Genomic DNA, 25062 nt, shown 5'->3' with positions numbered 1-25062 from the left:
TTTGTCAAATCTTGGTATTTGGTATTTTTAGATTGGGATTTTATTTAAATTATCTAATTCTAAAATTGATACATTATCTAATTGACTTTCTTTCTGATTTCTCCCGTTCGTTTATCAAAACCGTACGGACAATGACGACAGCCGCTTTTGCAGCAGTAACCACGTTTTAAATGATGTTTTTCAGTAAAGCACTTATAACCTTCGGGCGTATAGTAAAAATCTTCGTCCTCAATTAATTTATTTTCATTACTTTGTTCTTTCATAAACTATTTTGTAAGAATTGTTGTTTCATTAAAAACCAAAATAACGTAGGCGATTGTGATTTTGTTGAAATTGAACAAGTTTATCACTACAAATTTATAAATTTTACAGCCAGTGTTTCTAATTGTTGCTAAATATTTAATTCCGAAGGGCTATCGTGGAATGGCTATATTTCCATTTGTTTTAGTAAAATATTATAAAGATCAGGTAAATGTTGTTTTTTTAAATCACGAAAAAATACATTTAAGACAGCAAATAGAAATGCTCATTCTACCGTTTTTTATCTGGTATATTGTAGAGTTTTTTATTCGTTTTATCCAATACAAAAACAGAGATTTAGCCTATAGAAATATTAGTTTTGAAAGAGAGGCATACGAAAATGAAACTGATTTTAATTATCTGAAAAACCGCTCTTTTTTTCAGTTCTTGCAATACATAAAATTAAAATGAATCCAGTTTTCAATCAATCCATAGATATCCAATTTCCAAACGACATTTCTTTGACCATAAAGCGTGAAGATATGATTCATCCTTTTGTATCGGGAAATAAGTTTAGGAAACTGAAATACAATTTGCTTCAGGCGAAAGCCGAAAATAAAACGACTTTATTAACTTTTGGAGGCGCATTTTCGAACCATATTGCAGCGGTGGCTTATGCAGGAAAAGAGCAGGGGGTTAAAACAATCGGAATCATTCGCGGCGATGAACTTTTGGATAAAATAAAAGAAAATCCAACTCTGAAATTCGCTCAGGAAAACGGAATGCAATTTGAATTTGTGTCAAGAGAAAATTACCGCTTAAAAAACGAAGAATCGTATATCGAAAATTTAAAACAGAAATTTGGCGATTTTTATTTGGTTCCCGAAGGTGGTACAAATGAACTTGCCGTAAAAGGATGTGAAGAGATTTTGACTGATGAAGATTCGGTTTTTGATTACGTTTGCTGCGCTGTTGGAACAGGCGGCACGATTTCCGGATTGATAAATAGTGCGTTGCCACATCAGAAAATTTTAGGGTTTTCGGCGTTAAAAGGTGATTTTTTAAAAGATGAAATTTGTATTTTTGCACAGAAAGATAACTGGAATTTGATTTCTGACTATCATTTTGGAGGTTATGGCAAGATAAATTTGGAATTAATTGAATTTATCAATGCTTTTTTTGAAGAAAATAAAGTGCCCTTAGATCCAATTTATACTGGAAAGATGGTTTTTGGCGTTATAGATTTAATCCATAAAAACTATTTTCCTGCACATTCAAAAATTTTACTCATTCACACTGGCGGACTACAGGGAATTAATGGAATGAATTTAAAATTGAAGCAGAAAAAAATACCAACACTCAAAATTGATGCTTAAAAAAATAATTACACTCTTCGTAGTCGCAGTATTGGCAAGCTGTTCTTCCAGCAAGCCTACTATAGCAACCACTAAAAAACAGGCAGCGGTTCAAAGACCAAGAACAGTTGCGACTAAAAAAGGAGTTACTTCCAGACCAACTACTAAATATCCTTCTACAAATAATACAACTGAGGTTATTCAATCGACTTCCAAAACAGTTGTTACCAGCAGTTTAATTACTGATTATGTTTTGCAGTATAAAGATATTGCAATGGGAAACATGAAAACGTATGGTATTCCGGCAAGTATTATCCTGGCCCAGGGAATTCTGGAATCGGGAGCTGGAAGAGGGGATCTGGCGGTGTCGGCGAATAATCATTTCGGAATAAAATGCCATAAGGACTGGCTTGGGGAAAGTGTTCGTCATGACGATGATTCATCTCAGGAATGTTTTAGAAAATATAAAGAACCATCAGAATCCTACCGGGATCACGCTTTATTTTTAGTTGGTAAAAACCGATATGCTGTTTTGTTTACGTATGAAAAAGACGATTATAAAGCCTGGTCAAAAGGGCTGAGGGCTTGTGGTTATGCAACAGATCCCAATTATCCGGATAAATTAATCAGTTATATTGAGCGTTATAATCTGCATCAGTACGATTGTCAGGTTACAGGGAAAAGCTACACGTCAATTAATAAGTCAGCAACGGTAAAGAGTTCCTCTTCGTCTTCATTTTCAAATTCAGACGATCCGAATTTATACGAAGTACAAAAAGGTGATACTTTGTATTCGATATCCAAAAAATTCAACATTCTGGTTGACGAATTAAAACAGAAAAACAACCTGACGGACAATGCCCTTTCGATAGGTCAGAAACTGAAAGTGAAGTAATTATTAGTTGTAAAATATTAATGAAAAACAAAATCGTAATTGGAGTTTTTATTTTGGCAATATCGATAACAATTCGATTTTTTTGTGGAATTTACCATCATGATGAATTTGGGCAAAATCATTTTTTCATAAAACATAGCCCAATTTGGAAATGGGAATTTTACTCTCCTCAGGGAATGTCCGACTTAAAATTTGAAGACCTTTCGAAAGAAGAACAAATCGAACAAAAATATTTTAATGAATATATAAAAGACAGAGGTCTTAGTTTGTGATCTAAAAAATCTAAGAAGTCTAAAATCTAATAATCTAAATAAAATGATTTATAAAAGAAGTAGCCAGCTTTTTGCTGAAGCAGAAAAAGTAATTCCGGGAGGCGTAAATTCACCGGTTAGAGCATTTAAAGCCGTTGGAGGAACTCCGATTTTTGTAAAAAGTGCCAAAGGTGCTTATTTGTACGATGAAGACGGAAATAAATTAATAGATTACATCAATTCCTGGGGACCAATGGTTTTGGGACATGCCTATCAGCCGGTTGTGGATGCGGTAATCGAAAAAGCGAAACTAGGGACATCATTTGGAATGCCAACCGAACTGGAAACAGAAATTGCTGCTTTAGCGGTTTCAATGGTTCCGAATATTGACAAAATCCGTTTTGTAAATTCGGGAACAGAAGCTTGTATGAGTGCGATTCGTCTGGCTCGTGGGTTTACAAAAAGAGACAAAATCATCAAATTTGCCGGCTGCTATCACGGCCATTCTGATTCCTTTTTGATTCAGGCCGGAAGTGGAGCTGTAACTTTTGGATCACCAAACAGTCCCGGAGTTACAGAAGGAACTGCAAAAGATACCTTACTGGCGAAATACAATGATTTAGAGAATGTAAAAACTTTAGTTGAAGCTAATAAAGGCGAAATCGCAGCCATTATTATAGAACCCGTTGCCGGAAATATGGGGTGTATTCCACCTCAAAAAGGTTTCCTGCAAGGCTTAAGAGATTTGTGTACGGCAAACGGAATCTTATTGATTTTTGATGAGGTAATGACAGGTTTCCGTTTAGCAAAAGGCGGCGTTCAGGAGTTATTCAATATCGATGCCGATATTGTTACTTTCGGAAAAGTGATTGGTGGCGGATTGCCAGTTGGAGCATTTGCGGCACGTGAAGAAATTATGAATTATTTGGCACCTCTTGGTCCGGTTTATCAGGCAGGAACATTATCCGGAAATCCGTTGGCAATGGCTGCCGGATTAGCGATGCTGAAATCTTTAAATAATGATGCTGAAATTTTTACCCGATTAGAAGAAAAAACAGCGTATCTGGAAGCAGGAATTGACAGGGTTTTAAAAGCGAATAATGTTGTTTTTACCATTAATAGAGTTGGTTCTATGATTTCGGTGCATTTTGATGCTGATCCCGTTACCGATTTTCAAACAGCTGCAAAAGGAGATAACGAAACGTTTAAAAAATTCTTTCACGGATTATTGCAGGAAGGTGTTTACATCGCGCCTTCTGCTTATGAAACCTGGTTTATTACAGATGCTTTGACCTATGAAGATTTAGATTTTACCATTAATGCAATTGATAAGGTTTCTAAAACCTTCTAATGACGAGGGTTTAAAAAGCTAACTTTATCTGCACAGCAGTATCATTTTGTGTTGATAAAATACAGATTCGATATCTTGAATTTAAAAATAACAAGCGATTGGGGACAACAATTATGTTCTCAATTGCTTGTTTGCTTATAAGGTTATTCAGTTCATCCGTTTAGATTTGGTACTATTTAGAGATGTATTATATTATAGACTTTTGCCAGTTTTATGCTTTAGAAATAATAAAGGCTATCTTTTGGACAGCCTTTAAAAACTAATTAAAAATAAAAAAATCAATAAGAATTACAAATCAGGAACTGACTTATAAAAATTCTTATTTTGCTTTCATAAGTACCTGTACACTGTTAGATTTTTTTAAAGAACTAACGATGAAATCTTTCAGGTCTTTTGCAGTTATGTTGTTTAAAGTGTTTTTTAGAGTTTCTGTATCCTGAGGTTCTTCGTTATTTCGAACATAAGAAGTCAAAACATTCAGCCAGTAATTGTTTTGTTTAATCTGTTCCTGATGATTTTTTAGAATAGATTGCTTGATGTCTTCGAGTATATTTGCCGGAATATTTTCAGTCTGAACTCTTGCAAGCTCGGCGTGAACAATTTTCACCAAAGCATCTGCTTTATCAGGATTACAATCGAAATTGATCTCTAAAGAAAATAATGGGGAAGGAGACTGTGATAAATTGGCTCCAACCTGGACGCCGTAACTACCGCCTTCTTCTTCACGAATCGTTTCTAAATAACGTTTTGTCAGCCATTCAGATAACATATAACTTAAGATTTTATTCTTTTTGTTATAAGCAACATCTTTATTTTCTAAATGAAGATACACCGTTGTTTTTGGCGTATCCATCGTTCTGAAAATCGTTTTTTCTACTTTTCCGTCTTTCATAAAAATTTTATGATCCACATAGTTTTCTGCTTTTTCGTTTGACGGAATATTTCCTAAATAGGTATTGATCAAAGTAATGTCTTGTTCTGAAATATTTCCTACGAATAGAAACGTAAAATCTGCCGCGTTTGAGAAACGTTCTGTATAGATTTTTTTAGCTTTATTAAAATCCAGAGCATTGATAAAATCTTGTGTTAAAAGCCAGTTACGTTTGCTGTAATTGGTATTTAAATTTGAAATCGTATCATTTAAAGCTTTTTCGTTGCTGTTTGGAGCATTGTTGAGTTTATTTTGATATTGTTCTTTTATTTTATCGAAAGTGCTGTTGTCAAATCTCGGATGCTGGAAATACAAATAAGTAAGCTGTAATAAAGTCGTTAGCGATTCTTTGTTGCTGGTTCCGTTAAAACCTTCGTACAAACCACCAATATACGGACTCACGGAGGTAGTTTTACCAGTCAGTTTCTTTTTTAAATCGGTAAATTTATAATCGCCTAAACCAGAATATGTAGCTAAACCAGCAGCAATTTGACCCGACGGAAGGTCTTTCCAGTCAGCCAGAGAGTTTCCTCCAGCGCTGTAAGCAGTAAACAAAATTTGGTCTTTGCTCAAATCAGTTGGATAAATAATCACTTTTGCGCCGTTTGCCAAAGTGTATTTTCTCGCATTTGCAAAAGCTTTAATATCTTCTGTTTTTGCAATTGGTTTTTCTGTCAATTGCTCTTTTACCAAAGAAGCCGTTAATTCTTCCTCTTTATATGGTTCTAATTTTGTGTCAGAAATAGTTTTGATAATATTCCAGTATTCATTTGCTTCCGGGAATTTTGCTGCTGCATCTTCCGGAGCAGAAACCGATAACACTAAATTATCTTTTGGATTTAGCGCTTTAAAAGCAGTATTTACCTCAGCTAAAGTAACATTGTTCAAGAAAGTATTGATCCATTCGTGTTCACCTTCAACAGAAAAAACAGGATTGGCTTCTAAGAAATACAACTGTAATTGTTCTGCCCAGTAACTGTTCCCAATTTTATCTTTATTTGTTAAACGATTGTCGTAGGAGGTGCGCATTTTAGTTTTCAAACGGTCTAATTCCTGCTGCGTGAATCCGTTTTGCATGGCTCTTTCAAATTCTCTGTAAGCTTCTGTAAAAGCTTCGATGAATTTTCCTTTTTTCGGAGTAACCATAAGTGAAAATTTACTATCTAATCTCGAAAGATTTTCATTTGAAATTCCGAATGCCAAACCTGCTGTTTCGTTATTAATGATGTATTCGTTGAAACGAGTATTCATCATCTGCATCGCCAGATTTTCCTGCATACTTTTAGTCATTTCGGCCTGATCCTGTACTAAAGGTTTCGATTTGTTGTATGAAAGAGAAATTCCGGAACGCTGTAATTCTTTGTCGGTAGCCAAAACGTAGCGATTCCCTTTCTGTACCGGAATTGTTTCGTATTCTCTTTTATTGATTTTTTTGGGAGTCGGTATCGAACTAAAAATTTCTTTAACCCGTTTTTCAATTAAAGCGATGTCAATATCCCCTACGATTACGACAGCCTGATTTTGTGGTTGGTACCATTTTTTGTAATAATCTCTTAATACCTGATATTTGAAATTATTGATCACATTTAAATCTCCGATTACATTTCGTTTTGCATATTTTGAACCTTCAAATACGACTTTGTTGATTTTTTCTCCCGTTCTGTAATCTGCATTTCTTCTCGTACGCCATTCTTCACGAATTACACCTCTTTCAGCATCAATTTCGTTATTGGCAAGCAGGAGAGAACCCGACCAGTCGTGCAGCACATACATACAAGAATCCAATAAAGTTTTATTTTGCGAAGGAACATTGCTGATGTTGTAAACGGTTTCGTCATAAGCCGTGTAAGCATTAATGTCTTTACCGAAAGAAACTCCTTGTTTTTCTAACATATTGATGATTCCTTTTCCTTTAAAATGTTCGGTTCCGTTAAAAGCCATATGTTCTAAGAAATGTGCTAATCCGTCCTGATCATCATTTTCCAGGATAGCTCCAACGTTTTGAACAAAATAGAAATCAGCCCTATCTTTAGGCCATTCGTTGTGCATGATAAAATATTGCATTCCGTTGGGAAGCGTTCCGTGTGCCACTTCTTTTGGCAGCGAAAAAGTAGTTTTAAACTGCGCAGAAACCTGAGATAAACCGAGAATCAGGAAATGCGCCAGAATTAATTTTGTTTTCATTTGATCGTTATTGTTGTTTTTTGATTGAATTTTGGTTTTTAAAAAGTATAAGAAGCCCCTGCTGTTGCTTTGAAGGTCTCATTTGAAACCTTCAAATAACAGTTATTGAAGACGGATAATCTGGTTATTTTTTTGCCACTGATTGCACAAATTTCTCGAATTATTAATTTGTGAAAATTTGCGAAATTTGTGGTTTTCTTTTTAAACACATAGAATAATAGCTTTTCTTAATCTCAAAAAGGCATTTCATTTTTCTAAATTCACATAGTTCTATGTGTTCAAATCTAGATTTGTTTTCAGCTATTTTTATTTTTTTTAAATTCTATGTTTCTATGTGTTAGAAAAAAAATCACATCCACTCCGGGCGTGAGGCCCCTTTTAAATAGTAGTCAAAATACTGTTGCATTTTTTGTGTCCAGTCTTTTCTATTGGCAGTATCATCTAAAGTATGTCCTTCTTTTTTGTAGTTAACCAATAAAGCAGGTTTACCTAAACGGCGGAGTGCAAAAAACAAAGATTGTCCTTCCTGATAAGGCACAGCACGATCGTTATCATTATGAAAAACAAGGATTGGTGTTTTGATGTTTTTAGCCGAAAAAATAGGCGAATTTTTGATATAGCCATCCAGATTATCATGCATTGCACTTCCCATACGATATTGATCGGCTTCGTATTTAAACATAGTCGAAATACCATTGGATCGCATTACAGGATAATTGGCAGTAAAATTGCTTACTCCCGAACCTACAATGGCACAGCTGAAAAGATCTGTTTTTGTTGTTAAGAAAGATGTTTCGTAACCGCCAAAACTATGTCCCTGAATTCCAATTTTCCCTTTTTCGGTAATTCCCTTTGCAATTAAATATTCAACCCCACTGATGACATCATTGTAAACGCTGTTTCCAACATCACCATAAGTGTAATGTACATCTGGCTGAAAAACAATATAACCCTGACTTACAAAAGTTGGAATATTTATATTAGAAGTGCTCGTTTCGGGTTCATGATACTGATTAAAATCTTGGGTATGTTTTTCGTAAAAATGAACAATTACAGGATATGTTTTTTTACTGTCATAGTTCTCCGGAAGATATAGGTTTCCCTGATTTTCTTTTCCGTTAAAACTCTTCCATGTAAGTAATTTTGCAGTCCCCCAGGCATAATCCTTCTGCTGCGGATTAACATTAGTCATTCTTTGCTGTGATTTGAAATTGTCAGTTCCCCACCATAAATCTGGAAAAATAGTATAGCTTTTTTTAGAGAATAAAACACTAGAATTATCCCCAGAAACTGCTTCAATACTTATGCTGTATTCTGAATTAGCGAATACTTTTATAATCGAATTGGCATCGACTAATTTGTAAATACCTTTCGATTTATGTGCTGTATCGAAACCACTTAAGGTAATCGATTTTCTGTCGTCTAAATTTCCAATATAACCTTGTTCTCCGTATCGAAGTTCCACTTTGTTTTTTCTTCCATACTGCTGTGTTATCGAATATGCCTTTTTTTGATTGGTCAGGTCAATGGCCCACATATCAAACTGATCGTATAAAACGACTGTATTTCCGTTATTTAACCAGCCTGCAATCCCGTAAGCCGTATTCGCCGATTTCATATCTACGTTATCATCTGAAACAGGAAAAGGAATTTGTGAACTGATATTTTTGAATTGCATAGAACTGTTGTCAAAAACTGTCCATACTTTTTCTTTTTCATCATAAAAAACCGCAAAACTTCCCTGCGGATTCCAAGTTGGAGTTCCAAAAACGCCTGTCAGTACTTTTGTAGATTTTCCTGTTTCGGTATCGATCCAGTAAAGATCATTACGTTCATTAAAAGTCCAGTCTACTTCTACAGCATAAGGTTTTTTATCGATAGCAAAAACACCTTTAAAATTACCAGATTCTGGCATTAAAACCTGATCGAATTCGCCAGTTGCAGCGACTTTGACTACTTTTTTATTTTGGATATCATAAAGAAATTTCTGTTCGCTTGGCAGTATTTTTGAATTTCGCAACAATTCCTGTCTGCGTTCCATAGTGCCCTGATCCGATTTCCAGATTTCAACTCCCGATTTTGCTATTTGTGTGTTTTCAGGACGCTTATTAGAATTTACAGATAATGTGATAAAACGACTGTTTTCATTTAATCCGTATGCTGTTTTTGAAACCGAATAACCAGGTTCACTTAGCTTAATGTCATCATAATTGAATAAAGCTTTTGTTGATTTATTTTTCAGATTAAAATAATAAACCATATTAAAATCGTTACTGTTACTTCCTTTCAAAGTAAAAGTTCCACTGTTTTCTTTATCGTTCATTTGAAAATCACCAAAATCAGCAGCTTTACCGCTGTAAATAGTTTCTTGTTTGCCTCCCGGAATTCCATGTTTTAAGAATACCTGATCTTTTTCAATCTGCAAATAAACAAACGATTTGTTTTTTAAAAAGCGGGATGATTTAATGTTGTTTACAGCAATACTGTCATTATTTTCTATATTATAGCAAACCAAACGCTGCAGAAAAAAGGAGCCTTTTTCAGCTTCTGGACGAGTATAATACAGAAAATCAGTTCCTTCAATAGCATTGGTGTAATGTTTGGTTTTCCAAAGTCTTTTTGCTCCGGTTTTTAAATTTTGAAGCAGTGTACTATCATTCTTTGCGTACTGAATCCAGTCGTTTTTTCCGATGAATTTCATATCGCTAATATTGTCAAGAACCAGACGTTTCCCTTTTGGAGCTTCCTGAATTATAATCTGATTTTTATTCTCTTTTCCTTCATCCTGAAATACGGTATTATAGGACATCCACTTTCCATTATAGGATAAAGATTTACTATTAATTCTCTCCCATGACTGATAAGCCGATTCGTCAACTGTTTTTTTCTGTGCAGATAAACTATGTACACTCAAGGCGAATGTACATAGTGCAACTATTTTTTTCATATAATTAAATTTCAAAAAGCGAATTATTCATTCTTTAAAGCATTGATAACCCCTGTAAGTTCATCAACCAATTGTCCCGGATTTCCAGAATAACCTTCAGAAGTAAATCTAATTTTACCATTTTTGATCACTACTTTTCTTGGAATACCGCTTGATTTGAAAATTGCTGCGTATTTTGAGAAAGATTCGTTATTTGTTCCGCCTCCTTTTTTAACCAAATCAAAATAAGTATCTATTTTTAAGCCTTTTTCTTTTAAATACGCCAAAGCTTCTTTTTTATATCCTTCTTTGGTTTCCTGTGTGCTGATAAAATAAACTTCGACTTGTTTGTCTTCTTTATAGTTGTTTACCAATTGTTGCATTGCCGGAAAAGCTTTTTTGCAAGGACCGCACCAGGTCGCCCAAAAATCGATTACGATAATTTTACCACTGTTTAAGTCTAATTGTTTTGTTTTTCCATCAGTTCCCTGAACTTTAATGTCAGGAGCAGCGATATCAATCAAAGCTATTTTTTCTTCAGAATTGTTTTCTTTCTTTAATTGCTCTAAATAAGCTGGAAAATCACTTTCTTTCTTCCCTTCTTTTAAATAAGCTTCTTTCAGTTTAGCCGTCATTCCTTCAGACAAGGTGTTTCTCCTTGCAGCATTTTTTAAAACGTCAATAATCGGTTTGTTTAATGCTTCTAAAGCTCTCACATGAATATCATTGACACCTGCTTTTTCATAACGGTTTTCGAATGGCAGTTTTTCGAATGTTTCTACTACTTCTTTGTATTTTTTCAGCATATCAAACATACGAATCTGGATGATCAATTCGGTGGCTAATTGATTTTTAGCATTTTCAGTTGCCTGATTTGGAGACCAGTAAACTCCCTGCATATAAGACATATCATTTACTTTCTGCTCCATTAATTTGATCATCGGAACAGCCATTGTTTCTAAAACTTCAGGTGTAACCGTTTTTAAATACAAAGCTTTAGAAATGTTCTGATGATACGCATCTTTCAATGAAGCAAATCTCATCGTTGGAATTAAATCCAGAATGCTTTTGTAATCTTTGGCCTGAAAAAAATATTCGAACTTTGCTTTTGCAATATTATCATAGAGATACTTTTGTTCAGTTGGCACTTCATTGCTGTATGGAAACTCAGCTAAAAACTGTTCTGCTGCTTTGTATCTTTCATTTACGTCAGGAATTCGGCTAAATACCTGATAAGCTTTGAATCTGAAATAGGCGCCTTTTGGAAACTGTTTTTGAATTATATTTTCCAAAGAATCTGCTTTTGCTGTGTTCTTTAAATCATTCAAATAAATGTTGCGAAGTTTAACAAAAACTTCTTCTGGCATTCCGTTAGTATTTTTTGAAAATTGCGTTAAAATTTTAGGAGCAATTTCATCAAATTTTTCCGGTTTTTGTTTTTTCAGGATTTTGATGTAGGTATCAAAAAAATCAGGAAATCTCTCTGGATGGTCTTTAACCTCTTTCTTTAACCAATATTCCGTTGCATCAGAATCAATAGAAAAATCTTTGAAATAACCGTTAAATTCTCCGTTGAAGTTTTTGTTTCTAAAAGTCGCCCAGGCTAAATCTGCACCCGGCATTTTTACTTTTGGTTCCTTAAAAACCACCAGTATATAACCTTTGTCTTGTCCGGTATCAGTAACAATTCCATTTTCGGTATTACCATAGAATTTGAAAGCCATAAAAGCACAGTTTTTTGGAACGGTAAAGTCGGCGCTGTAAACAGCGCCATTTCTTTTCATTTTAATATCTTCGATTTCCCATCTGTAATCATTGAAAACATAAGCATAGCCGTTGATATCTTTGACATTTTCTAATGGGCCACCTTTTGGATCATAAGTCATATTTAAAGTTGATCCGGGAATAGGGATATCTACCATTCCTTGTAATCTTAAAGGGACTTCTTGTGCGGTAACTTGTAAGGTAAAGGCACAAAGAACCGATACCCAAAAAATGATATTTAATTTTTTTAACATTGTAAAGTGTTTTATTTACCTAGTTCAGGGTTTAAATCGATGTAATTTTGATTGATTGGAAATACATATCCATCGCTGTTAGGAGCCAGGGTAAATGTGTTTCCTTTAAAAGTTCGTGTGTATGTTTTCTGAAAAGCCGGATCAAGGTTTAGTCTTCGCTGATCAAACCAGCGGAAACCTCTTCCTATGAATTCTTTTTGTCTTTCTGTCAAAACAAGATTTAAAGCTTCCGTACTTGTTGCAGCACTTACCTCATAAGTAGTGTTGGCTTTGAATCTCTTTGCTCTAAGAATATTAAGGTAATCTACGGCTTTTTGAGTTTGTCCTGCTCTGGCATAGCATTCGGCAGCAATTAAGTACATTTCAGGAACTGAAACCCCAATGTTAATTCCGTTTGTATAACTGTAAGTAGCAATTCCAAAACCTCGTCCTGTATAAATTGGACGGAATGTATTTCCTGCAATGGTGTAATAATCATAACGTAAATCATTACTTTCAAAACTATTTAATAATTCAGTAGCGAGAGGAGCTCCGTTATATGTTAACAATAAAGTTTTAGAAAATATCACTTCAGGATTCTGAATTAAAACAGGATAACTGTAACCAGAAGCAAATGTTTTTAAATCAATTAATGAATTCTGCATTTCTAGTGCTTTCTGAGCATTTTCAAGACTCAGATCATATTGTCCCATTAATAAATGAGTTCTTGCTAATAAGCCATACACAGCTATTTTTGAAGGAAGTACATTGAAATCCGGAGTGTCCTGAATATCATTTGCTAAAGCATTTTTTAAATCAGAAATGATCTGATCGTAAACCTCTCCAACCGTATTTCTTTCTAGTGAAGAAAACAATAATGGTTTTAATAACAAGGGAACTGCTTTTTCTGAATTAGCAGACGCAGGATCAAACTGAGGACCATAAGTATTTACTAATTGCAAATAAGCAAAGGCTCTGTGCACAAAAGCTTCGGCATAAATTTCTTTCTTTTCTGCATCAGTTCCTTTTTCGCTGCTCCATACCCCATCAAGGATTACGTTACTGTAATAAACAGCTTTGTATAATCCTATATAGTCTGAGTCTCCCTGAGAAGGATCGTAGATTCTATCCTGCCACGTATAACTGTTTGCCCAAATTGTATTTACAGTATTTTGATAGGTTACAGGAAATTCGACATCGGCATTAGCTAAAAGGTAAATTCCTCCAGATGCTGTTATAGCGCTGTAATTATTAGCCAAGCCTCTGTAATCAGAGGTATATTTTAAAACTCTGTTGTTTCCAATCGGTTCTACTTCTACGTAATCTCGACAAGAGTGTAATAAAAGTACCGGAAGTAATATATATAGTGTGGATTTTAGAAATTTCATAAGTCTATTTTTTAAAATTAAAAACTGCAATTAAACTGTAAAGTATAGTTACGCTGTGGTGCAAGCGTATTATAGTTATTGTTTGACAGAAATTGCGGATCGATTCCTAAATCATTTTTAACCCATAACAAACCTAAATTTCTAGCCGCAAAATTGAAACTCAACGACTTAATAAAAGTTTTTTCTATCCATTTATTTGGAACATTATATCCTAATGAAATTTGCTGTAATCTTACGTTATCAGCCGGAAGCACGTTAATATCTGCCATTTGATAACGGTTCAAACTATTATAACTAATGTTTGCAAGTCCCGGAACATTTGTTGAAGCCTCATCGCCAGCCTGTCTCCATCTTTGTGCAACTAATTCGTCTTTAGCAACAGCTCCATACTGAAGTCCTGAATAAGAAGGATAGTTTTGTAGTACCGTATTTCTAAATATGTGACCTGCATAATATGTAATCTGAACGCCTAATCTGAAATTTTTATATGAAAAATCATTCATTAACCCCCCAAAATAAGGAGCGAAAGTAGTTCCCATTTTTTTCAGATCGTCTTTATCAATATTGGAAATACCTTGTGATGAGCTTACAATTGTACCATCTTTTTTATAAACAGTAGATTGTCCTGCAGCATCTAAACCTGCCCAATGGTACGCGTAAATAGTTCCAATCATCTCTCCTAAAATAGCTTGCGAACCTAAATATTGATTAGCAGAAGTAACTTTGTAACGAGAATCTGTTACTTCATTCGTATTGTAAGAAAAATTAATACTGCTGTTCCATTTAAAACCAGAGTTTACAATTACACCAGACAAAGTAGCATCAAAACCATGTCCTTTTAATGAAGCTGTATTATAATATAAATTTGACCAACCCGTTGTTGGATTAAAAGGGACAGTGGCTAAGATATTATCTGTTTTTTTAGAATAAACATCAAAAGCTCCTCGTAAACGATTATTGAATAAACCGTAATCTAAACCAAAATTTATTGTTTTGGTTATCTCCCATGTAATATCTGGATTTTGCGGTAATGAAATAGAAGCAGTTGGCAAGTTGGTAGCGGTATCTACTGATCCTACACTTATAACAGCTCTGGTGCTACCAAAACCTCCTCCTGGAGGAGCTCCTCCCATACCATAGGTAACTCTCAGGGTTAAGTCGTTTAACCAATTTAAATCTCTTAAGAAAAACTCTTTGTTAATATCCCATTTACCTCCTACAGACCAAAAAGGCTTAGCTCTGTCTTTTCTTGTGGCACCTAATAAATTAACATCATCAAAACGGGCGCTTCCAGATATATGATATCTGTTCATAAAATCATAAGATCCTAAACCGTAGTAAGATAAAAATCGGTCTCTGTATCTATTGATACTGTTATCTGAACTTCCAATCATACTTTGCCATCCGTAAATAGTTGTATAATATGCTGTTGGATTTACTGTAGCTCCTGAATTTGTATCTATATTGTAGCCATAATATCTTTGACTAGAAGCTTCTCTTTTTTCTTCTCTGGTTTCAGCACCAGCAAGAAAGTGTAAACTATTATTATCATTAAAGTTTTTATTGATATTCATCTGAAGACGCATGCTTATCGATTCATTTGCTGCCGTGGTATTATACAAATAAGAGCCAACTGGTATTCCATAAACTAATTTACCAACTGTATTAACCGAAGTAGCAAGATTAATCATGTTTCTTGTATAATAACTATCTAATTCGCTCAGTGATTTAGTTTTGTTTCCTATCGAATTGTACATTCCGGAAGCTTCAAAATTTAACCAGTCGGTAGCCGTTGCTGTTAAACTGGCATTCAATCTGATGTTTCCGCCTTTTGTTACTACATTAGAATAGTTTAACTCATCTAAATAATTATAAGCCCATGGTAAATATCCTTTAGCTTCATATTTTTTTGCAACTTCTGGTCTCAAAGAAATATAACGGTCAATACCATTTCCGTTAGTGTCAGCAATCATATCATACGGGCGCAAAGCAAAGTCTGAAACATTAGATAGCGCTTCATTTACCGTATTATTTACCTGAAAAGTGGAATTTACGTAGTTTACGCCTGTATTCAATTTCAAAAAGCTCTTAAGCTGAAATGAATTATTTAATGTAATATTGTAAGATTCAGACTGGTTGCCTCTGAACACTGCTTCATCATTATTATATCCTAACGACAAATAATAAGTACTTTTATCAGTTCCTCCGTTTACAGACAAGTCATATTGTCTGGTGATTGAGCTCCTTAGCAGATATCGGTTTATCTGACTTAAATTATCATTTTGTGCTAACTGATCCAGTAACTGATCTCTTTGTGTCAAAGAAATTTCCCCTCTCTTCTGTCTGAACATAATTTCCTGCGCAGCGCTAGGGTTTTTATCATTTGCTGAACCTATAGTATTGTTAATATTATCTGCAACAAAACCACCATTAACCAAGTCTTTCTCGTAATCAATATACTGAGCTGTATTCATAACACGAAGTTTGCCTAAATCCATTCTCTCACCTATAGAAGTAGTCGTATTGAAACTAATAACTGGATCTCCTTTTTTACCTTTTTTAGTCACTACTACAATTACTCCATTTGCTGCACGAGCTCCCCATATTGAAGATGCTGCCGCATCTTTTAATACGGTAATACTCTCTACATCATCAGGATTCATATAACTCAAAATAGAAGATCCCGGAACTCCTCTTTTACTAAAAGCAAAATCTTCGGGCTGAGGAAAACCATCAACTACAATTAAAGGACTACCTGTACCACCATAATTATTAGTTCCTCTTACAGATATAGAACCTGTTCTAGGGTCAACCTTTACACCCGCCATTTTTCCCTCTATTCTTGATTGGATATCTACGGTTGGAACTTCAGCCAGTTCTTTGGCTCCAATCACTCCAAATGATCCTGTTGCTCTTTCTTTAGGTAAATCTGTATATCCGTTTGAAGCTACAACAACTAAATCTTTCAGAAATTCGACCTGAGGCTCCAATATTACGTTTAACACTTTTTTATCCTTAACTGCCAGCGTTTTTGTTTTATAACCTAAATACGAAAATCTAAGCGAGTCTGTTGCAATTACTTCTATTCTGTAATCTCCTTTTTCGCGGGTAATATCCCAAATTTGGGTTCCTACCAGCATAACATTCACCCCTATTAAACGATTTCCTTTTTTATCGGTCACTGTTCCCTTAATTTCATAAGGTTCTAATTCGCCTGTAGAAGCTGCTGCTTTAGGTTTACTCTTCTTAATAACTATTTGTTTATCAATAACAGTATATGTTAATCCTGTATTAGCTAAAGCCGTATTTAGGATTTCTGAAACTGTACCGTGTTGACTTATAGTTACTTTTTTTGCTGATGTTAATAAATCATCATTGTAGAAAAATACATAGTCACTTTTTTGCTGTATTGTGGTAAAAAGTGATTGAAGTGAAGCACCCTGAACCTTTATTGAGATTTCATTTTGAGCCTCTACGCCATTTGCATAAATACTGGTTAATCCTAAATACAGAACTAAAATGAATACTCTCATAAGGAAAATAAAAGTAAGGTTGATGATTTTTTTAGGCAATAGAAAGCCTTTATCATGATTTTTATTCATAATTTTGTTTTAGTTATCAATAATTGCATCTGCAATTAAAATTTTACATAGCCAAAAGATGTTCCAGCATCTTTTGGTTTTTTTGTTTTTGGTAGGTTATGTTAGCTTATTTCAGGTCTTCATTTAAATCATAGGCATTTATGTTTTTTGTTGTTAATATTAGTTAATAGTTATTTCCCGGGTGCTTTCATTGTAAACAAATTCAAAGCCTGTTGTAGCTTCTAAAGTTTCAACTACTTTATCCAGATCATCATTCAGTTTAAAAGCACCGGAGTAGGTTTCGTTTGTACTTATTTTTTTATTTAAAACAAAATCAACATTGTAATAGCGTGTTAATTTTTCTAATACCAGCGATAGTCTTTCCTGTGAAAATTCGTAATATCCTTTTCTCCATGAAAACAAAGGCTCAACATCCTGTACAACAGCTTTTATTGTTTCTTTCTTTTTATCCAGTGCAGCAATCATTCCTGGTTTAAGAATGGTCTGAATTGTATCTGTTCCAAAAAAAACTTTTTTGGTATACGCTACTTTTACTTTTCCTCTTAGTAAAGCAGTCGAAACTTTTGCATCTTTAGCATAACAACTTACATTAAAAAGGGTTCCTAAGACACGTACACTGTAATTGTTAGCAGCTTTTACAAAAAAAGGTTTTGCTGCATTATGTGATACATCAAAAATTCCTTCTCCTTCTAAAAATACTTCTCTGGTTTCAGCATCAAAAGTTGTCGGATAAATTAACTTAGATCCTGAATTCAGCCAAACCTGAGTTCCGTCTGCAAGGCTAAGCTTTGCCTGTTTGCCATAAGGAACTAAAACTGTATTGTATTGAGATTCTTTAGAAATTTTCTGCTTTATCTGTTTATTGTTTACATTGATTTTATTTCCTGAAGCATCATAAGCAATTGTGGTACTGTCTCCAACCGTTACAGCTTCCTGATCTGACAGTACTAACTGAACTTTATTGCTTTTTTCAAAAGAACCTTCATGGGCAGTGTTTTTTGCAAACTCCTCAATCGTATTTATCTCTAATGAGTGAGACTTTTGCTTAAAAATTGTGACAAGTCCAAAAAGCAGACAAAATAGAGCTGCGGCACTCGATGAAAGCACATAAAGTTTTTTACGTCGAGCTCGTTTTTTTTCAAAAGCAATACTTTCTGCAATTTTTGCTTTTAAATCAGCTTTGACTTCTTTTGGTAAAATTTTGAAATTTGGGTACAAAATATTTTTCTTTTAGATTCTCTATAATTACATAAAGAACCAAAAGTCAAAAACATAGACAAAAAAAATAACCTTTTTTTAAAGTTTTTTTCGAAGTTCTTTCAAACATCTGTATATCAGTGTTCTGCAAGACTCGATTGAGATTTCCAAAATAGAAGCAATTTCTTCATAAGGTTTATCTTCGTTAAATCTGTAGAATAATGCCTTTCGTTGTTTTTCGGTAAGTTCCTCCATGGCAAAAGCCAGTTTTGAATTTAGTTCAAGAGTGTTTTCCTGGGCGATTAAAGCATCTTCAAATGACGCTTCTTTAGGCGTAATATAATCTTGTTCAGGGTTTAAGTAAAATATCTTTTGAGAAGCCTGATTTTTTTTTAGAATATTTCGCTGGGTAATTTTAAAGAGATAAGACTTTACATTTACATTTTCAGCCAAACCGCTTCTGTATTTGTAAATATCCAGAAAGACATCATGAATGGCATCTTTTGCGATTGAAGTATCTTTAGTGTACTGTAAAGCAAAGGTTAACAAAACATCAGCATAGATATCATATAGCGTTTCAAAAGCGGCAATATCGCCTTTTTTAATCTGTTGCCATAAATATATATCTGTAGTGGTATTTTCCATTTATGGAATAAATTGTTGTTGGTGTTTAATGGCAAATCTACTAACTTTTATCAGTTAAACAGGGAATGTTTCAAATATTTCGTATGATTTTGATTGTTTTGATTCAAATAATAAAGGATATTTTGTTAAAATTGATCGTTTTGGGTGATGAGGATTTTAATCAGACGATATACTATACGATTAATGAATTTTGAAGCTAACTTTAAATTTTAAACAACTGATAGTCATAAAATTTTTTATTGCAAGAGACTAAGCTGTTTTTTAGAAGAAAGAAGTGAAGATTGCAGGAACGAAAATTATATGATTTATTATTTGAAACTAAAAACCCATATAAATCGTCCTGTTTGGAACGATATATATGGGAAATTAATATAGATTTTTAACTTTTATTTTTAAACCTGATAGGAGTTTTCCAGACTGAAGGAACCACTTGATTTAAGGAGAAGGTATTCCATAATAATTAATTGTTTCTTCTGTATTCTCTCATTCTGTCTCTTGCCTTATCTTTATTTTCTTCTTGGATTTTTTTCCATTTAGTATATTGGTCCGCAGTTAGAATTCCTTTCATTTTAGCGTCATTTGCATCTGCTTCTGCAGTCATTTCTTTTTTGAGGGCTTCTCTTTGTTCAGCAGTTAATTTTGTGCCTTTCTCTCTCTGTTCTTTTCTGGCTTCTCTTAATTTTTCTGCTTTTGCACTTCTTTCAGCTATTAATTGTTTTACCTGTTCCTGCTGTTTTGCGTCTAAGGCTAAGTCAGAGGTTAATTTTTTCAGTTGTCTTTCATTACGCTGTTCCGGAGTCATTCGCTCTCTTTGCTCACGCATTGGTTTTTGATCCATATCGTCACTCTCTGCATCTTGTGCGAAACTTGCTATTCCAACAAATAGTAAAGCCGCCATAAAAAAATTTTTCATAATTTGTTTTTTTAATGTTTTGTGGATATAAGACAATGGATTAAATAAAAGGTTTAATGATTTAACATAATTTTCTTTTTTTTTACTTATTAAAATCTCATTTGGTATGCGTTTTTTATTAGGATGCAGGTTTTTTTTAGGTAATATGATAAATGTTTTTTAGAAGGTTTTAATAAAAACAAGTTTCTTTAATTTTAACAAATCCACCTCTGTTTTCCTGTCGTTTTAAAGATTGTGACACTATTAAACTTCCAATAGTAATCATATTTAGTAATTCATAAAAAGGCACACTAATCTGGTGCGTTTTTTCCATCTGCTCCATTTCATTTTTCCATTTTGAAAGCTGTTCTTTCGCATTTTGTAAATTAGTGTCAGATCTTACTATTCCTGCGTTTTGCCGCATCAAATGCTGAAGTCTGGGTTTTAATTCGGTCAGATATTCAGAATCAATTTCAGGTTTAGCTTTTTTTTCTTTTTCTGAAATTTTATAATCAGTTGTTTTTATTCCTAAATCAGGATTGGCTAAGCATTCATAAATTCTGCCGGAATAAACTAAAGCTTCCAGCAATGAATTGGATGCTAACCGATTTGCTCCGTGCAGCCCGGTTTGAGAACATTCACCACAGGCAAATAAATTATGGATAGAAGTTTTACCATTAGTATCAACTACAATTCCTCCGCACAGATAATGCTGCGCAGGAACAACTGGAATCCAGTTTTTTTCTATGTCAATTCCAGCCGTTAAACAGTGCTTGTAAATCATTGGGAAATGATTTTTAAAAGCTTCTAAATCAAGATGGGTACAATCTAAATAAACACAATCATCACCGGATTTTTTTAGTTCCAGGTCAATACTTTGCGATACAATATCTCTTGATGCCAATTCCAGCCTTGAATCATAATCCATCATAAAACGGTGACCTTCACGGGTACGCAGATAAGCTCCGAAACCTCGGACTGCCTCCGAAATCAAAAACTTGGAGTTGCTGGAAGCTTCATAAAAAGCGGTGGGATGAAACTGTATAAATTCCATTTCCTTAATAGTTGCTCCGGCGCGATAGGCCATGGCAATTCCGTCACCTGTTGCGATTACAGGATTAGTCGTATGTCCGTAAAGATGGCCAATTCCGCCAGTGGCCAATATTGTAAAGTCCGATTTGTAAGTTTGCAGCTGTCTTGTTCTTTCATCTAAAGCAGTAATTCCCAGGCAACAGTTTTCTTCGGTAATTAAATTGACAGCAAAATGATGATCGCAAACAGTAATATTTTCTTTTTCAGACACCTGCTTCAAAATAGCGCGTTCAATTTCATAACCCGTCTGGTCTTTATGATGCACAACGCGATTTTCAGAATGCCCGCCTTCTTTGCCTAAATTAAGATTGCCGTCAGGATTTTTATCAAATTTGGCACCCCATTCGATCAGTTCTTTCAATCGTTTTGGTCCTTCGGTAATCACCATTTTTACAATGGCTTCATCACACAATCCGTCTCCGCAAATAATGGTATCACGGATATGCTTTTGATACGAATCTTCGTTTTTGTCAATCACAATGGCAATACCGCCCTGAGCATATTTCGTATTTGATTCGTCAGCGTTCGATTTAGTGACAATGGTGACGTTTTTTTTCGGAAATTCTGCTGCCAGACGAAGAGCAAGTGTAAGTCCGGCAACACCGGAGCCAATAATTAAGTAATTTGTATGTATCATCATTTGGATAACTCAAGCATTCTTTCAATCGGGATTAATGCCTTTTGGATACTATCTTCTGGTACTGTAATTTCAGGACTTTCATTTACTAAACAGTTGTATACTTTCTGTAATGTGTTCATTTTCATGTAGCCACATTCGCTGCAGGCACAGGTGTTGTCTTCCTTCGCAGGAGCGGGAATCAGTATTTTTTCAGGAACTTCCTCCTGCATTTTATGTAAAATCCCAAATTCTGTTGCGACAATAAATTTATTGTAAGAGTCTGTTTTTACATAATCAATCATTCCGGAAGTAGAACCTATATAGCTGGCAGTAGCCAAAATATGGGTTTCAGATTCAGGGTGGGCAATGATTTTGGCATCCGGATGTTCTTTATACAATTCAATTAATTTATCTAATGAAAAGGCTTCATGAACTACGCATGATCCATCCCACAATATCATTTCTCTTCCGGTTTTACTCATCACATATTTTCCAAGATTTTTATCGGGAGCAAAAATAATCGGCGTTTCTTTAGGAATCGATTCTACAATTGTTACGGCATTTGCAGAGGTTACTACAATATCTGTCATAGCTTTCACTTCTGCAGAACAATTGATATACGTAATCACAAGATGGTCAGGATGTTGGTCTATGAATTTTTTGAATAAATCAGGAGGACACGATTCAGCCAATGAACATCCGGCATTTACATCCGGAAGAATCACTTTTTTGGAAGGATTTAAAATTTTGGCTGTTTCGGCCATAAAATGAACTCCGGCAAAAAGGATAATATCAGCATCTGCTTTTGCCGCTTCCTGAGATAATCCCAGGCTGTCACCAACATAATCAGCGATTTCCTGAATATCTGTCTGCTGGTAATAATGTGCTAAAAGGACAGCGTTTTTTTCTTTTTTGAGTTTTATAATCTGCTCTTTTAAATTTTGTATTTCGATTGTATCCATTTTTTTAAAGAATTATTTGTCTAATGATTAGAAGCCTCCAAACCGAATGAAAGATCCAAAAATCAGCATTACAATACCGATTGTGGTAACCGATAGGATATGAAAGGTCATTTCGGGTAATTTACCTGGATTGGTTTTCAGTTTAGGCAAAACCCGAAATTGGGCGCTTAAGGCAAAAGCTGTGGTTGTGAGCAATAAAATTAATTTTGATGAAACAACGCTCTCAATTGGAGTGGCAAAATGAAACCAGTAATTCAGGGTTACGCCATATTTATAAGCCATCAAGATGCCTGTTACGACTAGTAAAAACAAGGAAGTCATACCTGCAGGTTCGTATTTCTTTTCGTAATTCAGAATAATCTCCGGGTCTTTTTCTTTTAATGCTTTAGGCAGATAGGCCACACAAAGCAGTATATGCCCACCGACCCAAATGGCAGCGCTCAAAAGATGAATGATTAAGAGAAGATGGTGATTCATGATTTTTATGTTGAATTATAATTTTTTCAGGAATGTAATTTTATAATATTAAAAAGGAATCAGAAATGATTTTTATCATGTTTTTCCTTTTAAAAATGATGTTATTTTGTTGTAATCACTTAAGTAGAAACAGCAATGATTTCATTGTTTTTGATTTGTAATATTGTAAATTAGTAACTTTTGGTAGTACCTGAAAAGAGGAAATTGCGGCTTAATGACAAGGTGAGCCATAGTTAATAAAATTTTAAAACAGTAGTTATGAGCGTAAATTCTATTTATAATAAAAAAAAGATTGCTTTTTTCTCGACTCAGGCGTATGATAAAACGTTCTTCGATAAGTATAATGATGAGTTTAGTTATGAGCTTGATTATTTTGAAACACAGCTGAATCCGCAAACAGCAATCCTGATCGAAAATGCATCGATCGTATGTGTTTTTGTAAATGATATTGTAAACGAAGAGGTAATCAGACAACTGGCAGAAAAGAATGTAAAGATTATTGCTTTACGTTGTGCCGGCTTTAACAACGTCGATTTAGAAGCAGCAAAAAAATACAATCTAAAAGTCTGCCGTGTTCCTGCCTATTCACCTCAGGCAGTTGCAGAACATGCCATGGCGATGATTTTGACCTTGAACCGAAAAACACATAAAGCGTATAACAGAGTGCGTGAGCAAAACTTTTCTCTAAACGGACTTTTGGGGTTCGATTTATTCGGAAAAACAATCGGAATCATCGGAACGGGAAATATCGGAAAAGCTTTCGCTAAAATTGCTTCAGGTTTTGGCTGTAAAGTTCTGGCCTATGATATTGTCGAAAATGATGAAATGCTCAAAGACGGTGTTTCTTTTGTAGGTTTAGAAGATATTTTTAAATTGAGTGATATTATTTCACTGCATTGTCCGTTGAACGACCAGACAAAACATCTAATCAATAAAAAGTCGATTGATTCGATGAAAGATAACGTCATGATTATCAATACCAGTCGTGGCGGACTGATAGAAACAGCCAGCGTAATTGAAGGTTTAAAAGATGGGAAAATTGGCTATCTCGGAATCGATGTTTATGAACAGGAAGAGAAACTGTTTTTCAGGGATTTGTCGGATGATATTATTCAGGACGACGCAATTCAGCGATTAATGAGTTTTCCGAATGTTTTGGTTACGGCTCATCAGGCGTTTTTTACCAATGAAGCTTTAACGCAGATTGCACTAGTGACTTTTAATAATATAAAATCACTTTTAGTTCAGAATGATATTGAAAATAAATCGGCGTTGTTGGTTTAAAATAATTTGTGGTAGAAATCTAACAGGTTTTCAAAACCTGTTAGGTTTAGTGTTTCGGATATTTTTTGTATCTTGATTACTTAAAATACAAATTATGAAGCGTATAATTCTAATTTTAACCGGGATTTCAATATTATATTCCTGCCGAAATAAAGAAGCGGTATCCAAAAATATAATCAAAGCAATTGTTCAGGATACTTTGTCTAAAACACTCGGCGGTACAGCAGATGTAAGTGGTGATGCGCAAAATGATCAGAAAGCGGTCGAATTGATTCGTAAACAATTGCAGATTTTATTAAAGAAAGATCTTCCGGCAATGACAAAAGAAGACCGCTATTTTTACTACGAAGCTTTCGATTTGAATAACGATCAAAAAAATGAATATTTGGTTGGTTTCTCAAACTCCTATTTCTGCGGAAGCGGAGGCTGTTCAGGCTATATTTTAAACAATGACGGAAGTTTAATCAATAAATTTACAGTAACCGATTTCCCGATTTATGTCACTACAACACCAACTGAAAAGTTTTACGATTTAATTATGGAAAGCAGCGGAAAGTTTCATCATATAAAATTAAAAAACGGAAAATATCCTTCAAATCCATCTGTTCAGCCCGAACATAAAGGGGATTTCCCGAAAGGAAGTTCTAAGGTTTTGGATATTCAGGGGAAGAAATTGGAGAGATATTCGTTTTAGTACATGTTAAAGTAATTGCTAATTGCGTTTATGAAGCGTGAATAAACCATATATTTGTAATATATTTACAAATAAAACCT

19 protein-coding genes are annotated in these 25062 nt (G+C 34.4%); 7 read left to right on the top strand and 12 right to left on the bottom strand.

Features of this window, described 5'->3' with window-relative positions:
• Positions 1–77 precede the first annotated feature (77 nt).
• Positions 78–263 (bottom strand): DUF5522 domain-containing protein, encoded by a 186-nt coding sequence (locus ACNC7R_RS17090; protein WP_417942243.1) that lies wholly within the window; start codon positions 261–263, stop codon positions 78–80.
• Between the two features lie 112 nt (positions 264–375).
• Between ACNC7R_RS17090 and ACNC7R_RS17085 the strand changes: the two genes are divergently transcribed.
• The 5 genes from ACNC7R_RS17085 to hemL are packed head-to-tail and all read left to right on the top strand — an operon-like array spanning position 376 to position 4092.
• Positions 376–711 carry a hypothetical protein gene (locus tag ACNC7R_RS17085; RefSeq protein WP_417942242.1) on the top strand — a complete coding sequence of 112 codons (336 nt, stop codon included), beginning with the start codon at positions 376–378 and terminating at the stop codon, positions 709–711.
• Positions 708–1616, top strand: coding sequence for a 1-aminocyclopropane-1-carboxylate deaminase/D-cysteine desulfhydrase (locus ACNC7R_RS17080; protein WP_417942241.1), 909 nt, complete (start codon positions 708–710; stop codon positions 1614–1616). The genes ACNC7R_RS17085 and ACNC7R_RS17080 overlap by 4 nt, the downstream gene beginning before the upstream one ends.
• On the top strand, positions 1609–2490 hold the full coding sequence (locus ACNC7R_RS17075) for a glucosaminidase domain-containing protein (RefSeq protein WP_417942240.1): 882 nt from the start codon (positions 1609–1611) through the stop codon (positions 2488–2490). Before ACNC7R_RS17080 ends, ACNC7R_RS17075 begins: the two co-directional genes overlap by 8 nt.
• 20 nt (positions 2491–2510) lie before the next feature.
• Positions 2511–2762 carry a hypothetical protein gene (locus tag ACNC7R_RS17070; protein ID WP_417942239.1) on the top strand — a complete coding sequence of 84 codons (252 nt, stop codon included), beginning with the start codon at positions 2511–2513 and terminating at the stop codon, positions 2760–2762.
• A gap of 43 nt (positions 2763–2805) precedes the next feature.
• The gene (gene hemL, locus ACNC7R_RS17065) at positions 2806–4092 is read left to right on the top strand and encodes a glutamate-1-semialdehyde 2,1-aminomutase (protein WP_417942238.1); all 1287 of its coding nucleotides are present in this window, start codon (positions 2806–2808) and stop codon (positions 4090–4092) included.
• A gap of 319 nt (positions 4093–4411) precedes the next feature.
• Here hemL and ACNC7R_RS17060 read toward each other — a convergent pair whose 3' ends face one another.
• From ACNC7R_RS17060 to ACNC7R_RS17010, 11 genes are all read right to left on the bottom strand, one after another.
• A complete protein-coding gene (locus ACNC7R_RS17060; protein ID WP_417942237.1) occupies positions 4412–7207 on the bottom strand; it encodes a M16 family metallopeptidase in 2796 nt (931 codons plus the stop codon).
• 349 nt (positions 7208–7556) lie between these two features.
• Complete coding sequence (locus ACNC7R_RS17055; RefSeq protein WP_417942236.1) at positions 7557–10154, bottom strand: alpha/beta hydrolase family protein; 2598 nt, start codon at positions 10152–10154, stop codon at positions 7557–7559.
• Positions 10155–10177: 23 nt separating this feature from the next.
• A complete protein-coding gene (locus tag ACNC7R_RS17050) occupies positions 10178–12151 on the bottom strand; it encodes a TlpA family protein disulfide reductase (protein ID WP_417942235.1) in 1974 nt (657 codons plus the stop codon).
• 11 nt (positions 12152–12162) lie between these two features.
• Complete coding sequence (locus ACNC7R_RS17045) at positions 12163–13518, bottom strand: RagB/SusD family nutrient uptake outer membrane protein (RefSeq protein WP_417942234.1); 1356 nt, start codon at positions 13516–13518, stop codon at positions 12163–12165.
• Between the two features lie 17 nt (positions 13519–13535).
• Entirely contained in the window at positions 13536–17120 is a 3585-nt protein-coding gene (locus tag ACNC7R_RS17040) for a SusC/RagA family TonB-linked outer membrane protein (protein ID WP_417942233.1), read from the bottom strand.
• A gap of 159 nt (positions 17121–17279) precedes the next feature.
• On the bottom strand, positions 17280–18338 hold the full coding sequence (locus ACNC7R_RS17035) for a FecR family protein (protein WP_417942232.1): 1059 nt from the start codon (positions 18336–18338) through the stop codon (positions 17280–17282).
• A 78-nt stretch (positions 18339–18416) separates the two neighbouring features.
• The gene (locus tag ACNC7R_RS17030; RefSeq protein ID WP_417942231.1) at positions 18417–18962 is read right to left on the bottom strand and encodes an RNA polymerase sigma factor; all 546 of its coding nucleotides are present in this window, start codon (positions 18960–18962) and stop codon (positions 18417–18419) included.
• Positions 18963–19422: 460 nt separating this feature from the next.
• A complete protein-coding gene (locus tag ACNC7R_RS17025) occupies positions 19423–19875 on the bottom strand; it encodes a hypothetical protein (RefSeq protein WP_417942230.1) in 453 nt (150 codons plus the stop codon).
• Between the two features lie 169 nt (positions 19876–20044).
• Positions 20045–21583: an L-aspartate oxidase gene (gene nadB / locus ACNC7R_RS17020; protein ID WP_417942229.1), complete on the bottom strand. Its 1539-nt coding sequence runs from the start codon at positions 21581–21583 to the stop codon at positions 20045–20047.
• Positions 21583–22527, bottom strand: coding sequence for a quinolinate synthase NadA (gene nadA, locus ACNC7R_RS17015; RefSeq protein WP_417942228.1), 945 nt, complete (start codon positions 22525–22527; stop codon positions 21583–21585). Before nadA ends, nadB begins: the two co-directional genes overlap by 1 nt.
• 27 nt (positions 22528–22554) lie before the next feature.
• The gene (locus ACNC7R_RS17010) at positions 22555–23004 is read right to left on the bottom strand and encodes a copper resistance protein CopD (RefSeq protein WP_417942227.1); all 450 of its coding nucleotides are present in this window, start codon (positions 23002–23004) and stop codon (positions 22555–22557) included.
• A 258-nt stretch (positions 23005–23262) separates the two neighbouring features.
• Between ACNC7R_RS17010 and ACNC7R_RS17005 the strand changes: the two genes are divergently transcribed.
• On the top strand, positions 23263–24288 hold the full coding sequence (locus tag ACNC7R_RS17005; protein WP_417942226.1) for a 2-hydroxyacid dehydrogenase: 1026 nt from the start codon (positions 23263–23265) through the stop codon (positions 24286–24288).
• A gap of 94 nt (positions 24289–24382) precedes the next feature.
• A complete protein-coding gene (locus ACNC7R_RS17000) occupies positions 24383–24982 on the top strand; it encodes a hypothetical protein (RefSeq protein ID WP_417942225.1) in 600 nt (199 codons plus the stop codon).
• Positions 24983–25062 lie beyond the last annotated feature (80 nt).

The organism is Flavobacterium adiutor, from assembly GCF_048282555.1.
In the GTDB taxonomy this organism is placed as follows: Bacteria; Bacteroidota; Bacteroidia; order Flavobacteriales; family Flavobacteriaceae; genus Flavobacterium.
The sequence above is the reverse complement of the archived record's forward strand: the minus strand, read 5'-3'. Positions and strand labels throughout refer to the sequence as shown.